Source organism: Homoserinibacter gongjuensis (genome assembly GCF_030161875.1).
In the GTDB taxonomy this organism is placed as follows: domain Bacteria; phylum Actinomycetota; class Actinomycetes; order Actinomycetales; family Microbacteriaceae; genus Homoserinibacter; species Homoserinibacter gongjuensis.
Genome location: NZ_BSVA01000001.1, coordinates 978302 through 992713 on the forward strand (window position 1 = coordinate 978302; position 14412 = coordinate 992713).

General features: G+C 71.7%; 11 protein-coding genes and 3 pseudogenes. 7 read left to right on the forward strand and 7 right to left on the reverse strand.

Translation table 11 applies throughout. The features are described from left to right. Positions 1–618: 618 nt before the first annotated feature. Positions 619–942, reverse strand: coding sequence for a hypothetical protein (locus QQK29_RS05300; protein WP_284298412.1), 324 nt, complete (start codon positions 940–942; stop codon positions 619–621). On the opposite strand from QQK29_RS05300, the pseudogene QQK29_RS18485 reads away from it, so the two are divergent. Together QQK29_RS18485 and QQK29_RS05310 are read left to right on the forward strand one after the other, a co-directional pair. After that, positions 941–1450 (forward strand): annotated as a pseudogene (locus QQK29_RS18485) (histidine kinase); the annotation flags it as partial. The gene QQK29_RS05300 and the pseudogene QQK29_RS18485 sit on opposite strands and share 2 nt — an antisense overlap. A gap of 457 nt (positions 1451–1907) precedes the next feature. Further along, positions 1908–2552 (forward strand): response regulator transcription factor, encoded by a 645-nt coding sequence (locus QQK29_RS05310; RefSeq protein WP_284298416.1) that lies wholly within the window; start codon positions 1908–1910, stop codon positions 2550–2552. Between the two features lies 1 nt (position 2553). On the opposite strand, the gene QQK29_RS05315 is transcribed toward QQK29_RS05310, so the two are convergent. The 3 genes and pseudogenes from QQK29_RS05315 to ddaH form a co-directional block, all read right to left on the reverse strand. Continuing rightward, positions 2554–3576 (reverse strand): Gfo/Idh/MocA family protein, encoded by a 1023-nt coding sequence (locus QQK29_RS05315; RefSeq protein ID WP_284298418.1) that lies wholly within the window; start codon positions 3574–3576, stop codon positions 2554–2556. A gap of 104 nt (positions 3577–3680) precedes the next feature. Continuing rightward, positions 3681–4922 (reverse strand): ornithine--oxo-acid transaminase, encoded by a 1242-nt coding sequence (gene rocD / locus QQK29_RS05320; protein ID WP_284298420.1) that lies wholly within the window; start codon positions 4920–4922, stop codon positions 3681–3683. Beyond that, a pseudogene (gene ddaH, locus QQK29_RS05325) lies at positions 4919–5766 on the reverse strand (dimethylargininase). Before ddaH ends, rocD begins: the two are co-directional and overlap by 4 nt. A 103-nt stretch (positions 5767–5869) precedes the next feature. Between ddaH and QQK29_RS05330 the strand changes: the two are divergent. Both QQK29_RS05330 and QQK29_RS05335 read left to right on the forward strand, forming a co-directional pair. Then, positions 5870–6307 carry an Lrp/AsnC family transcriptional regulator gene (locus QQK29_RS05330; protein ID WP_284298422.1) on the forward strand — a complete coding sequence of 146 codons (438 nt, stop codon included), beginning with the start codon at positions 5870–5872 and terminating at the stop codon, positions 6305–6307. Beyond that, a complete protein-coding gene (locus QQK29_RS05335) occupies positions 6307–6648 on the forward strand; it encodes a GntR family transcriptional regulator (protein WP_284298425.1) in 342 nt (113 codons plus the stop codon). Before QQK29_RS05330 ends, QQK29_RS05335 begins: the two co-directional genes overlap by 1 nt. A gap of 203 nt (positions 6649–6851) precedes the next feature. On the opposite strand, the gene QQK29_RS05340 is transcribed toward QQK29_RS05335, so the two are convergent. The 3 genes and pseudogenes from QQK29_RS05340 to QQK29_RS05350 all read right to left on the reverse strand — a co-directional run bounded on the left by QQK29_RS05340 (position 6852) and on the right by QQK29_RS05350 (position 11821). Beyond that, positions 6852–7682, reverse strand: a complete 831-nt coding sequence (locus QQK29_RS05340) for an aldo/keto reductase (RefSeq protein WP_284298428.1) — start codon at positions 7680–7682, stop codon at positions 6852–6854. Between the two features lie 11 nt (positions 7683–7693). Further along, positions 7694–11119 (reverse strand): annotated as a pseudogene (locus QQK29_RS05345) (bifunctional proline dehydrogenase/L-glutamate gamma-semialdehyde dehydrogenase). 105 nt (positions 11120–11224) lie between these two features. Next, entirely contained in the window at positions 11225–11821 is a 597-nt protein-coding gene (locus QQK29_RS05350; RefSeq protein WP_284298430.1) for an NADPH-dependent FMN reductase, read from the reverse strand. A gap of 88 nt (positions 11822–11909) precedes the next feature. Here QQK29_RS05350 and QQK29_RS05355 point away from each other — a divergent pair, with 88 nt between their 5' ends. Genes QQK29_RS05355 through QQK29_RS05365 form a run of 3 tightly spaced genes read left to right on the forward strand, consistent with a single transcriptional unit; the run spans position 11910 to position 14343 of the window. Continuing rightward, entirely contained in the window at positions 11910–12428 is a 519-nt protein-coding gene (locus QQK29_RS05355) for a MarR family winged helix-turn-helix transcriptional regulator (RefSeq protein WP_284298432.1), read from the forward strand. Beyond that, entirely contained in the window at positions 12425–13696 is a 1272-nt protein-coding gene (locus tag QQK29_RS05360) for a sensor histidine kinase (protein WP_284298434.1), read from the forward strand. The genes QQK29_RS05355 and QQK29_RS05360 overlap by 4 nt, the downstream gene beginning before the upstream one ends. Further along, entirely contained in the window at positions 13693–14343 is a 651-nt protein-coding gene (locus QQK29_RS05365; RefSeq protein ID WP_284298436.1) for a response regulator, read from the forward strand. The genes QQK29_RS05360 and QQK29_RS05365 overlap by 4 nt, the downstream gene beginning before the upstream one ends. Positions 14344–14412: the final 69 nt, after the last annotated feature.

Here is a 14412-nt window from a genome sequence, read left to right on the forward strand (position 1 = left end):
GTCGGGCGCCCTGGCGGGGCTTGCGACCGCGGCGAGCGGGGCCTTCGTGATCCGACGGCGTGGAGCGGACCCGGTCGGTGCCGTGCTCGCGGTGTTCGGGCTCTCGAACATCGCCGACGGCATCGCGAGCGCCACGGTCAACGCCGTCGTCGCGCGCGGCGGCGCGCTCGACGCCTTCGAGGTCGCGGTCTTCCTCGGCCAGCGCTGGTCACTCGTCCCCGTGCTGCTCCTGCCCGTCGCGTTGGCGCTTCTGCCGGATTCGCGCCTCCCGCGTCAGGCGGGCCCGCGCGCCGCTGCCGTCACCGGGGTCACACTCGCGGTGCTCGCCATGGGCACCCTCCTTCTCGCCCCCACCCGCGTCCTCGCGCCCGTCTTCGGCGTGCCGGATCCGCGCCTCGCCGGACACGGCGCCCCGCCCGAGCTGTCGATCCCAGATGCCGTGTGGGCCGTGCTCGTGCCCGCGGCGCTCGTGGTCGCGGTCGTCGGGGTGGCACTCACCCTCGGCTCGCTGCTCACACGCCGGAGGGAGGAAGGGGTCTTCCGACTGCAGGTGCGCTGGCTCGCGTGGGCCGCGACCGTCTACGTCGCGCAGCTGCTGCTGGTGCTCGCCGTCGTGCCCTACGTGCTCGGCGAGATGCTCAACGTGGTCGCCACGGCGGTCATGACTGCCACGATCGCGATCGTCGTCACCCGCACCCGACTGTCGCGCATCGACGGCGTCATCACGTGGAGCATCGTCTCGGGCGCGCTCGTGGTGACCGTGCTCGCACTGGATCTGCTGCTCATCGTGACGCTCGGCGCGCTCATCGAAGACAGCACCGCGCTCGTCGTCGCGACCATCCTCGCGCTGCTCGCGTACACGCCCTTGCGGGATCGGCTCGTGACCGAGGTGGCGCGCGCGGTGTCCGGGGCGCGCGGCGATCCCTTCCGGGTCGCCGACATGCTCGGTGAGCGCCTCGAGCTTGCAGGGGCGCCGGGCGAGCAAGTGCGCGAGCTCGCGCGCGCCGTGCGCGAGCTCCTCGGTGCTCGCGGGGTGCGCATCGTGCTCGACACGGGCGACGGCTCACTCGTGGCGCTCGACGGGCACCTCGACGAGCAACGGGAGTTGCTGCACATCCCCCTCCTCGTCGTCGGGGAACCTCTCGGTGAGCTGAGCGTCGACCGTCCGCGGCGACCCTTGGCCTCATCTCGCGACCGACGCCTGCTGAGCACCCTCGTCCGGCAGACGGCCACCGCGATCCGCGCGTCCGCCGCGACAGCCGAGCTGCGACTCGCCCGCGAGCGCCTCGTGGCCGCGCGGGAGTCCGAGCGGCTCCGACTGCATCGCGACCTGCATGACGGGCTCGGCCCAGTGCTCGCAGGGGTGCGGATGCGCGTCGACGCCGCCCGCAACCTCGCGGCGGCGGATCCCGCCCGTGCCGCAGAGCAACTCGACCTCGCGTCGATCGAGATCGGCGAGGCGACGGATGCCGTGCGCCGCACGGTCACCGGCCTGCGTCCCCCCGCACTCGACGAGGTGGGGCTCGAGGGGGCGGTCCGCCGCATCTGCAGCCGCCTCGATGGGGCGGGCACGGGTGCGTTCACCGTCACGTGCGACATCGACGAGCTTCCCGAGCGGTCGGCCGCCGTCGATGTCGCGTGCACGTTCCTCGTGGGCGAGGCCGTCGCGAACGCCGTGCGACACTCGCAGGGAACGCACTGCCGCGTCGCCCTCACAGCGGAGGGGTCCGAGCTCGTCCTGCACGTCGCCGACGACGGTGCCGGATTGCACCGCGACGCGCCCGTCGGCACCGGGCTCGCCTCGATGCGTGAGCGCGTCGACGAGGTGGGGGCGCCTTCACGATCGACAGCGATTCCACCGGCACCCGCATCACGGCACGGATGCCGCTGCACGAGAGGATGGTGCCATGACCGAGATCCGCGTGGCGGTCGCCGACGACCACCCGGTCTTCCGCGAGGGACTCGCGGTGCTTCTGGGCTCGCTCCCCGGCGTCGAGGTCGTCGGCACCGCGGCCGACGGCGAGGAGGCCGTCGCCCTCGCCGAGAAGCTGCGACCCGACGTGATCGTGATGGACGTGCAGATGCCGGGGCTCGACGGGATCGCGGCGACGGAGCGCATCCGCACCTCCGCCCCCGAGGTGGGCGTCGTCGTCGTGACGATGTCGGAAGACGAAGACACGCTCTTCTTCGCGATGCGCGCCGGAGCACGCGGCTACCTCCTGAAGGGCGCCTCGCAAGACGACATCTCGCGCGCGATCCGCTCGGTCGCGGCGGGCGACGTGGTGTTCGGCCCGAACGTCGCGCAGCGCGTCGCGCGGCATTTCGCCGACGACCCCTCGCGAGGCCGGGCCACCCGTCGCTTCCCCCAGCTCACCGAGCGCGAGGGCGAGGTGCTCGCGCTCCTGGCGGAAGACCTCAGCAATCAGCAGATCGCGCAGCGGCTCTACATCTCCGCCAAGACCGCGCGCAACTACGTCTCGGCCGTGCTCACCAAGCTGCAGGTGCTCTCGCGCGCCGAGGCGGCCGAGCTCGCGCGCGAAGCGGGGCTGTGACTCAACTCGGGGCGAGCTGGCGGCGGGCCTCGTCGATGATGCTCAGGATGTCGAGGGTCGCGTCGAGCGGATGCTCGGGCGCCTCGAGCCGGCCGTCGGCCACGTGCTGTGCGGCTGCGGTCGCCTGGTAGCAGAGCCCATCGCGCCACCGCATCCCGGTCTCGTCCTCCCAGTAGGCGTTGCCGCCATCCGCCCGTCCGATGCGGAAGCCGCCCGGACCGACGAACGGCTGCACCTCGAGCTTCATGCCGTTGGAGCCGGCGACCATGGCCGTGATCGGCAGGTCGACGTTCATGCTCGTGAACGAGCTCGCCGACACCTCCTCGCCCCAGCCGAGCACGACGCGGGCGTCGGCGTCGACGCCCGTCGGCGCGAGTTCGCCCGTGGCCGCGACGGAGTCGGGCCGGCCGAGGCAGAAATGCGCCCACCACAGCGTGTAGACGCCGAGGTCGAGCAGGCTGCCGCCGCCGAGCGCCGGATCAAAGGCGCGACTGTGCGGGTCGTACTCGAAGCGGCCGGCGAAAGTGGCGGCGGCGCCCGCGACCTCCGCGAACGTGCCGTCGTCGAGCAGGCGGCGGATGATGGTCGTCTGCGGCAGGAAGCGCGACCACATCGCCTCCATCGCGAAGACGCCCGCCGTGCGGGCCGCGACGACGATCTCGGCGGCATCCGCGGCCGAGACGCCCATCGGCTTCTCGACGAGCACGTGCTTGCCGGCGTCGATCGCGAGCAGGGCGAGGCGGCGATGCTCGGTGTGCGGCGCCGCGACATAGACGATGTCGACCTCGGGGTCGGCGACCAGCTGCTCGTACGAGCCGTAGGCGCGCGGGATGCCGTGGCGCTCGGCGAAGGCCTGCGCGCGTTCCGCAGAGCGCGACGCCGCCGCGACGACCCGCTGGTCGGTGAAGCGGTGCACGGCGCTCACCCAGTCAGCAGCGATGGCGCCGGGTGCGAGCACGCCCCAGCGCAGGGTGGCACCGCCGCGCAGCGGAGTATGGGTCGCATCCGGGAAGACGAAGCTCACCCCCGCACGCTATCGGCCCCTGTCCGCGAAAGTACGCACTTTGGGGTCGGAAACGGGGCTCCGGCGTCCCGAAGTGCGTACTCTCACGGAGGCGGAGGGAGGGGTCAGGCGCCCAGGTCGGTGAGCACCGCCTCGAGCTGGTCGACGGCCCACTCGAGCTCGTCGGCCTCCACCACGATGGGCGGCGCGAGGCGGATCGTCGAGCCGTGGGTGTCCTTGGCGAGCACGCCGCGCTCCGCGAGCAGCTCCGCGACGCGGCGTCCGGTGGCGAGCGCGGGGTCGATGTCGATCCCCGCCCACAGCCCGGCCGAGCGCACCTCCACCACGCCCCGCCCGAGGAGCCCGTCCAGCCGGGCACGCAGCCCGGCCCCGAGCGACGCCGCACGCCGCTGGTAGTCGCCCGTCTCGAGCAGTCCCACGACCGCCATCCCGACGGCCGCCGCGAGCGGGTTGCCGCCGAAGGTCGAGCCGTGCTCGCCCGGCCGGAGCACGCCCAGCACCGACGCGTCGCCGACCACCGCGCTCACCGGCACGATGCCGCCGCCGAGCGCCTTGCCGAGCAGGTAGAGGTCGGGGATGACCCCCGCGTTGTCGCACTGGAAGGTCGCGCCCGTGCGCCCCAGCCCCGACTGGATCTCGTCGGCGATGAAGAGCACGTTGGCATCCCGGGCGAGGCGGCGCACCGCGGGTAGGTAGTCATCTGGAGGGATGATGATGCCCGCCTCACCCTGGATGGGTTCGATCAGCACGGCGACCGTGTCGTCGTCGATCGCCGCGGCGATCGCGGCGGCGTCGCCGTACGGAACCGACACGAAACCGGGCGTGTACGGACCGAAGTCGGCACGCGCATCCGGATCGTTAGAGAAGCTGATGATGGTGGTCGTGCGACCGTGGAAGTTGCCGTCGGCCACGATGATCTTGGCCCGGTCGTGCTCGACGCCCTTCACGCGATAGCCCCACGCGCGCGCGATCTTGACGGCCGACTCGACCGCCTCCGCGCCGGTGTTCATGGGCAGCACCATCTCTTTACCGGCGAGCTTGGCGAGAGCCTCGAGGAACGGCCCGAGCTTGTCGTTGTGGAACGCGCGGCTCGTGAGCGTGAGCCGCTCGAGCTGGGCCTTGGCCGCGTCGACGAGCACCGGATGCCCGTGACCGAAGTTGAGGGCGGAGTAGGCGGCGAGGCAGTCCAGGTAGCGCTTGCCGTCGACATCCGTCACCCAGGCGCCGAACGCCTCCGCGACCACGATCGGCAGCGGATGGTAGTTGTGCGCGCCGAACTGCTCGGCCTGCTCGAGGTAGCGGGCGGTCTGGTCGGTCACGGCCGGCGATGCCAGGTTCGCGGTCATCGTCGCAACTCCAGGGTGCAGCACTTCACGCCGCCGCCGCCGAGCAGCAGCTCGGAGAGGTCGACACCGTGCGGGATGTAGCCGCGCTCGGTCAGCTGCCGCTCGAAGTCGGTGGCACGGGAGGCGATCACGACGTTGCGTCCGTCGCTGAACGAGTTGAGGCCGAGCACCGCGGCGTCCGTGCCGCTGACGTGCACGGCATCCGGGAACCGCTCTTCGAGAAGGGTGCGGCTCGCATCGTCGAACGCGGTCGGCAGGTAGGCCACGGATGCGGGGCCCCCTCGGAGTCGAGCACCGCGAAGGCGGTGTCGAGGTGGTAGAAGCTCGGGTCGATGAGGCGCAGGGTGACCACCTCGCGGTCGTAGATCTTGCGCAGCTCGTCGTGGCTTGCGGCATCGGAGCGGAAGCCGGTGCCGGCGTAGATCGTGTCGCCGACCAGCAGGAAGTCGCCTTCGCCCTCGTTGGTCGAGACGGGCTCGTGCACCTCGAAGCCGTTCGCGCGGAACCAGTCCATGTAGGCCGGGCCCTCGGGTCCGCGCTCGGGGTACTGGAAACGGGCGCCGTAGGCGATGCCGTCGAGCACGAAGCCGCCGTTGGCCGCGTACACCATGTCGGGCAGGCCCTCGACGGGCTCGATGAGGTGCACGTCGTAGCCGAGCGTGAGGTAGAGGTCGTAGAGCTTCTGCCACTGCTCGAGGGCGTTGCCCGTGTCGGTGGGGTCTTCCGGATGCATCCACGGGTTGATGCGGTAGCTGACGGTGAAGAACTCCGGGCGGCACATGAGCACCGTGCGGCTCGTGGCCCGGCGCTCCTGGGTCGTGGGGTCAGGATCGATCAGGGTCATGCCGCCAGTGTCGCACGCACCCATCCGGTGCATGCTGGCGTTGTGTGCACTATTCATGCGCGAACGGGGTGCCTCGCGCACGAAACCCGCATAGACTTCGCCCGTGGACAACATCGACTACGGCATCCTCGACATGCTGCGTCAGAACTCCCGCGCCGGCTACGGCGACATCGGCGACCGGGTCGGGCTCTCGGCATCCGCGGTGAAGCGGCGCGTCGACCGCCTCGTCGCCGACGGCGTCATCCGCGCTTTCACCATCCAGGTCGACCCCGCCGTCGACGGCATGGCCACCGAGGCCTACGTCGAGCTGTTCTGCCGCGGCACCGTCGCCCCCGACGAGCTCAAGCGCATCCTCTCCCAGGTGCCCGAGGTGGTCGACGCCTCGACCGTCACCGGCTCGGCCGACGCGATCGTGCACATCCGCTCGCGCGACATCCCCTCGCTCGAGGATGCCCTCGAGCGCGTGCGCATCGCGCCCTCGGTCGACCACACCCGCAGCGCGATCGTGCTCTCGCACCTCATCCACCGCAGCTACGACTGATGGCCGCCGAGGCACCCTACGAGCAGCTGCGGGCACGTCTGCTCGCGGAGATGCAGGACGGCACCCGCGCCGCGGGCTCGCGTCTGCCGACCGTGCGCGCACTGGCCGAGCAACTGGGGCTCGCGCCGGGCACGGTGGCACGCGCCTACAAGGAGCTCGAAGCCGCCGGGGCGATCGAGACGCGAGGCCGGGGCGGCACCTTCGTGGCATGGTCTGCGGATGCCGGTGAGCGTCGCGTGCAGGAGCTCGCCACTCAACTCGCCGCGGTGGCACGCGAGCACCGGGTGCCACCCGAGCGGGTGCGCGCGGCGGTCGACTCCGCGCTCGACTCCGGCGGTTGAGGAGCGGCGCGGCCTCCCCGCGATCCGTAACTCAGGGGTTGAGGAGCGGCGCAGCCGCGTCTCGAAACCTCCGTCACCCCGGACGCCGATTTCGAGACGCGTCGCCCTGCAGGCGGCGCTCTCAATCAGCTGACTCTGCAGCACCCGGCTGAGTCGGCACTCGATCGGCTGCGCGCCGCGGATTACCGCGGCGCCAGACAAGCTCAGTGCCCGTCGACGTTCGAGTCGACGCCCGCATCCGGGCCCCGCGACAGCGTGGCGAGCTCGTCGAGGTCGGATGCCGCGAGCTCGAAGTCGAAGACCGCGAGGTTGTCGCGCATGCGCTCGGGCGAGGCCGACTTCGGGATCGCCACGAGCCCCTGCTGCACGTGCCAGCGCAGCACGACCTGCGCCGGCGTGCGTCCGAGGCGCTCGGCGATGCGCTGCACGACGGGGGCATCGAGCACGCGCGCACCCTGGCCGCCCAGCGGGCTGTACGACTCGGTCACGATGCCGTGCTCGGCGTCGTAGGCGCGGTGGTCGAGGCGCGGCACGGCCGGGTTGAGCTGGATCTGGTTCACGGCCGGCACGATATCGGTCTCGGCGAGCAGCACCTCGAGGTGCTCGGGCCGGAAGTTCGAGACGCCGATCGCCCGCGCGCGTCCGTCGGCGTGCAGCTTCTCGAAGCTGCGCCAGGTGTCGACGAAGAGCCCGCGCTGCGGCAGCGGCCAGTGGATGAGCAGCAGGTCGACGTAGTCGAACCGCATCCGATCGAGCGCAGCCTCGAGCCCGCCGATCGCGCGGTCGCCGCCCTGGAATCCGCCGTCGAGCTTCGTGGTCACGAAGAACTCGGCGCGATCGATGCCGCTGCGCCGGATGCCGTCGGCCACGCCCGCCTCGTTGCCGTATTTGGTGGCGGTGTCGATGTGGCGGTAGCCGAGCGCGGCGGCGGCCTCGACCGCATCCGCGACCTCGGCGTCGTCGAGCGGCCAGGTGCCGAGGCCCAGCTGCGGGATGCCGGCGCCGGTGTTGAGGGGAATCGACGGGATGGTCATGGGGGCCATCCTCACACCTCGAGCCCGATCATCGCGCGGTCGGGGGTGCCGAAGCGGTGGGCCGTGATCGACACCGCCTGCTCGCGCAGGAACGGCAGCAGCTCGATCCGCCCCGCCGCCGTGACCCGGCCGCCGTACACCGCGACATCGGGCGAGCCGCCGAGGGCCGCCGCGAGCGCCGCCGGGTCACCGCCCACGAGCCGCACCCGCGCGGGCAGCTCGCGCGCGGCGCGCGCGGCGAAGGCGGCATCCGACTCCACGGTCGCGCTCCAGCCGAGCGCCGACACGACGCGTGCCATGCGCAGCGGCGTCGCCGAGCTGATCGCCACGGTGGCCCGCGCGAGCGCGGCGGCCGCGAGCACGCGCACGAGCTCGGCGAGCTGCCCGTCTTCGGCGAGGCGCACCGTCACCGCGGTCGGCCGGTAGCGGAAGACGTTGCGCTCGACGCCGAGCTGCGACTCGTCGCGCGAGGTGCCGAACTCGGCGGCCCATGCCGCAGCGTCCGAGTAGGCGCCCCGCCGCACCGCATCGAACCCGCCGTAGTCGAGCGCGGGCTGGAACGCCTCGATGAGCGCTTGCACGCGGGGTTCGAGCCCGTCGAGCCGCAGGTCGCCCTCGGGCGCGGCCGGCACGGGGTGCCAGTCACCGAGCACGAGCAGCGTGTTGGGGCCGCCCGCCTTGGCGCCCGGACCGACCGAGGAACGCTTCCACCCGCCGAAGGGCTGCCGCCGCACGATCGCGCCCGTGATGGGGCGGTTCACATACAGGTTGCCCGCCTGCACGTTGTCGAGCCAGTGCGCGACCTCGTCGGCGTCGAGCGACTGGATGCCCGCCGTCAGCCCATAAGCCACCGCGTTCTGCAGCTCGAGCGCCTCGTCGAGCGTCGCCGCGCGCATGAGACCGAGCACCGGACCGAAGTACTCGGTGCGATGGAACGCGGAGCCCGCCGCCACCCCGTCGCGCACCCCCGGCGACCAGAGGCGGTCGGTGCCGTCGAGCTGCCGCGGCTTGACGAGCCACGACTCCCCTCCTCGAGCTGGGTGAGAGCGCGAGCGAGCTTGCCGGATGCGGGTTCGATGAGCGGGCCCACCACCGACGACGGATCCTGCGGGTACCCGACCGCGAGACTCGACACGGCATCCGCGAGCTGTCGACGGAAGCGCTCCGACTCCCCCGCCGACCCGACGAGGATCGCGAGGGATGCGGCCGAGCACTTCTGCCCGGCGTTGCCGAATGCGCTGGCGACGATGTCGCGCACGGCGAGGTCGTAGTCGGCGGCCGGGGTCACCACGATGGCGTTCTTGCCGCTCGTCTCGGCCAGCAGCGGCAGCTCGGGGCGCCACGACCGGAACAACGCCGCGGTCTCGTACGCGCCCGTCAGCACGACCCGCCCCACCTGAGGCGCGGTGATGAGCCGCCTGCCGAGCTCGTCTTCGGCGACGTCCACGAGGTGCAGCAACTCCCGCGGCACGCCCGCCTCCCACAGGGCCTCCGCGAGCACGGCACCACACCGGCGGGCCTGCGGCGCGGGCTTGAGCACGACGGCGCTTCCCGCGGCGAGGGATGCGAGCACCCCGCCGGCCGGGATCGACACCGGGAAGTTCCACGGCGGTGTCACCACCACGAGCCCGGCCGGGGCGAAGGCGGCATCCCGGATGGCGCTCAGCTCACGCGCGCGCTCGGCGTAGAAGAGGGCGAAGTCGACAGCCTCGCTCACCTCGACGTCCGCTTCGGCGATCGTCTTGCCGGTCTCGGATGCCATGACCTCGATGAAGCGTCCGCGGAACACCGCGAGCACCTCGGCGGCACGCTCGAGCAGCTCCGCGCGCGAATGACCCGGCACCTGGCCCCAGTGCCGACCCGCCTCGGCCGCAGAGGCCAGCAGCGCGTCCAACCGCGCCGGGTCGTCGATGCGCGCCGCCGCGATCGTGTCGACGCCGAGCGTGCTCTCCGCGGAGCGCTCGAGGATGCCGACGCCCCACAGCCGGTTCGCCACGAGCGCGGGGTCGGTGTCGGGTTCGTTGCGGAATCGCTCGGGCGCGCGCGGCAGGGGCGGGCTCAGGCGGTTCTGGGTGCGGTTGGCCGGCGGCACGTCGTCGTCGAGCTCGGCGAGCGCGCGCGCGAAGCGGTCGGCCTCGCGTCGGAAGACCTTCTCGTCGTCGAGCTCGAAGATGCCCGACATGAAGTTCTCGCTGCCGGCGTTCTCCTCCAGTCGCCGCACGAGGTAGCCGACGGCGGTGTCGAACTCATCCGGCTGTACGACGGGCGTGTAGAGGATGAGGCGCCGGATGTCGGACCGCACGGCGCGCGCCTGCGCACCCGCCATGCCGAGGAGCATCTCCACGTCGACCTGATGCTCGACACCCCGACGCTGCGCGAGCAGCCACGCCCACGCGAGATCGAACAGGTTGTGGCCGGCGACGCCGATGCGCACCGCCTCCGTCGCCTCGGGGGTGAGCGCGGCCAGCAGCATCCGCTTGTAGTTGGTGTCGGTGGCCTGCTTGCTCGACCAGGTGGCGAGCGGCCATCCGTGGAGTGTCGCCTCGACGCGCTCGAGGGCGAGGTTGGCGCCCTTCACGATGCGCACCTTGATGCCGGCCCCGCCCGCCGCCACGCGTCGCTGCGCCCACTCGGTGAGGTGGGCGAGGGCCGCGACCGAGTCGGGCAGGTAGGCCTGCAGCACGATGCCCGCCTCGAGGTTCCTCAGCTCGGGCTCCTCGAGTAGGCGCGTGAACACCGCGATCGTCAGGCCGAGATCGCGGTACTCCTCCATGTCGAGGTTGATGAACTTGGCTCTCCGGGTGCGCGCAGCGTCGAGGTAGAGAGGACGCAGCAGCGAGGCCGTGCGCTCGACGGTCTCGTCGAACCCCCACAGCGAGAGCTGGGCGGCGATCGACGACACCTTGACCGACACGTAGTCGACATCGTCGCGGGCCAGCAGCTCGCGCGTGCCCTGCAGGCGGCGCGCCGCCTCGCGGTCGCCGAGCACGGCCTCGCCGAGCAGGTTGAGGTTCAGGCGGGCTCCGGATGCGCGCAGCCGCCCGAGGGTCTTGTCGAGTTTGCGGGGGTCGCGTCGACCACGAGGTGGTCGACCATGCGCCGCAGCACGCGCCGAGCGATCGGGATGACGAGCCACGGGAACAGTACTGAGAAGCCGCCCCCGAGCGTGATGAGCGCACGGAGCGGCCACGGCAGGAACCGCGGCACCCGGCGGGAGAGGCGCTCGAAGTTCTTCGCGGCGACGCGCGGGTCCTCGGGGCGCACGACCCGATCCACGAACCCGAGCGTGAAGTCGAGCCCTACCGGGTCCTTCAGCACCCCCGCGAGCAGCTTCGCGCCGGGGTCAGAAGGAGGTCATCCGCCGCCGCGAGCCAGCGTCGCACGAGGGCGACCGTCTCGTCGAGGGTCGGCAGATCGGGGGAACCGCCATGGTTCATCAGGGTAGACGACACGCCTGGGCGCCTCCCGTTGCGCCGCGGTTTCGGCGATCCGCGGCCCGCGTGAGCGGCGCGGCTCGCCGAAACCGTGGCAGAGCTGTCGGCTCAGGCCGCGGCGGACGCCTCGAGCTTGGCGGCGCGCACGCCCTGCATCGCGGTCGCCCAGCTCTCGAGCTGGTCGACGAGCGCCTGGAGGCTCGCGAAGTGCTGCTCGCCCGGCGTGAAGACGCTGAAGTTCTCGAAGTCGTGGAAGAACGAGAACGCGAGCTGGGTGCGGACGTCGGCGATCTGCAGCTCGCCGAGGGTGCTGCGCAGCTTGTCGGCGGCGCGCACGCCGCTGGAGAGCGCGCCGTAGCTGACGATCGCGGCGGCCTTGTCGTTCCATTCGCGGTAGATGAACGAGATCGCGTTGAGCAGCGACGGCGAGGGCGCGTGGTTGTACTCGGAGGTCACGAAGACGAAGCCGTCGAAGCCGTCGACCTTCTCGGCCCAGGCGCGGGTGTGGTCGTGGGTGTAGCGGCCCGCGGATGCCGGTACGGCCTCGTCGAGCAGCGGCAGGTTCACTTCGGCGAGGTCGATCACCTCGTATTCGGCCTCGCCGAGGCGCGAGGCGTGCTCCTGCACCCACGCCGCGACCTGGTCGCCGACGCGGCCGGGTCGAGTGCTGCCGATGATGATGCCGATACGGAGCGGGCTGCTCATGTGATGTCCTCCCGAAGATTTAGTTGACGTGTCACGCTAACACAACCAGTTGACGCGTCAACCTATTCCTGCGGCTATCCTGGGGCGCATGTCGACCGTGTCCGAGGTGAGCGAGCAAGACTGGGAGCTCTGGCGCGACTACTTCCGTGGAGGCCGTGAACTCGTCGCCGCGCTCGACAAGCGCCTGCAGGGCGACGCGGGCATCTCGCATCCCGAGTACCTGCTCATGCTGAGCCTGTGGGAGGCGGCGGAGCACAGCCTGCGCACGGGCGAACTCGCCGAGGAGCTCTCGTGGGAGAAGAGCCGGGTTTCCCACCAGGTGGCTCGCATGGAGGCTCGCGGACTCGTGGAGCGTCGGGAGTGCGAGACGGATGCGCGCGGCGTCTGGGTCGTGCTGACCGCCGACGGCAGCCGCCTGCTGCTGCGCGCCACCCGCGATCACACCGACGCCATCCGCGCATGGTTCTTCGACCTCATGAGCGACGACGAGAAGCGCGTGCTCGGCGCCGTGGCTCAGCGCATGCGCGAGAACCTCGGAACGGTGTGCGCATCCGTCCCCCTGAGGCGGAGGCGCAGCCAGGCGACGCCGCCTAAAGTGTGCGCGTGACCACCGCGGCATCCAATCAGCCGACACCCGTATGGGTGCGGCCGGCGCCGACCCGACGTGAGGGCCGCATCGACCTCGCGATCGCGATCGGGCTCTACGTGGCGGCCGTGCTGAGCCAGCAGCTCTACCGGGTGGCAGGCATCTTCTCCGAGCCCGCGGATGCCGTGCCCACCTTTGCGCTGCTGGCTCTCGCCATCCTGCCGCTCGCGGTGCGCCGCACGCATCCGGTGATCGCGGCGATCGCGGTCTCCGTCGGCTTCATCGCGTGCGGCAGCCTGCAGGTGCCCGAACTGCTGATCCTCAACATCTCGCTCTTCACGGCGCTTTACTCGGTGGGCGCGTGGGTGTCGCGCCGCGGCCTCGCGATCGGTGTACGCGCCGCGATCGTGCTCACCATGGCGGTCTGGTTGCTCGTGTCGATCTTCCAGGCCGCGACCGACCCCGACTCGTTCGACGACTTCTCGCGCGCGGGTGCGTTCTCGCCGCTGCTGGCCTACATGCTCATCCAGGTGCTCATCAACCTGCTCTACTTCGCGGCGGCGTGGTGGTTCGGCGATCGCGCCTTCACCTCCGCGCGCCAACGCTGGGAGCTCGAACAACGCACCGCCGAGCTCGAGCAGGAGCGCGAGCGCACCGCCGCCCAAGCCGTCGCGCTCGACCGCGTGCGCATCGCACGCGAACTGCACGACGCCGTCGCGCATCACGTGAGCGTCATCGGCATCCAGGCGGGCGCGGCACGCACCGTGCTGACGAGCGACGCGGGAGCCGCATCCGAGGCACTCCAGACGATCGAGCGGGCGAGCCGCGACGCGATCCACGAGCTGCACGATCTGCTCACCACCCTGCGCGACAGTGACGAGCCCGAGGACTCGGTGCGCGGGCTCGACCGCGTGCCCGAACTCGTCGCGGCCTCGGTGGACGCGGGTCTGCCCACGAGCTACCGCGTGATCGGCGAGGCCGTGCGGGTGCCCTCGGTCGCGAGCGTCAACCTGTACCGCATCGCGCAGGAAGCCCTCACGAACGTGCGCAAGCACGGCGGCCCGGATGCGACAGCCGACGTGCGCGTGCGCTACGGCGGCGACCACGTCGAACTCGAGGTCGCCAACTCGGGCGGCATCGCGGTGCACCGGATGCCGGGCGGGCTGGGGCAGCTCGGCATGCGCGAGCGCGTGGCGGCCTCCGGGGGCACGCTCGAGCTCGGTCCGCGCAGCCGCGGAGGCTACCTCGTGCGCGCCCGCATCCCGCTGCCCGAGGAGGTTCCCGCGTGACGCGGGTGCTGCTCGTCGACGACCAGCCGCTCGTGCGCACCGGCCTGCGCGTGATGATCGACGCCCAGCCCGACCTCGAGGTCGTCGGCGAGGCCGGCGACGGGGCCGAGGGCGTCGAGCTCGCCGGGACGCTGTCGCCCGACGTGGTGTGCATGGACGTGCAGATGCCGGGACTCGACGGGCTCGAGGCGACGCGGCGCATCGCGTCGGCATCCGAGGGTCCGGCCGTGCTCGTGCTCACCACGTTCGATCGCGACGACTACCTGTTCCAGGCGCTCGAGGCGGGCGCATCCGGGTTCCTGCTGAAGACCGCGAGTCCCGAGCAGCTCGTCGACGCCGTGCGCGTGCTCGCCGCGGGCGAGGCGCTGTTGTCGCCCGCCGTCACGCGCCGGGTGATCGAGCGGTTCGGCGCCCCGAGTCCCGAGGCCCCGGCCCCGGATGAGGCGCTCACCCAGCTCACCGACCGCGAGGCGGAGGTGTTCCGGCTGCTCGCCGACGGCCTCTCCAACGTCGAGATCGCCCGCCGCCTCTACGTGGGCGAGGCGACGGTCAAGACGCACGTCTCCAACATCCTGCTCAAGCTCGGCGTGCGCGACCGCGTGCAGGCCGTCGTGCGCGCCTACCGCTCCGGCTTCGTGCGCGCCTGACCCCTGCGTGGTCTCCGCGAAAGTACGCACTTTTGCGGAGATCCGGGCCGATTCCGCCCCAAAGTGCGT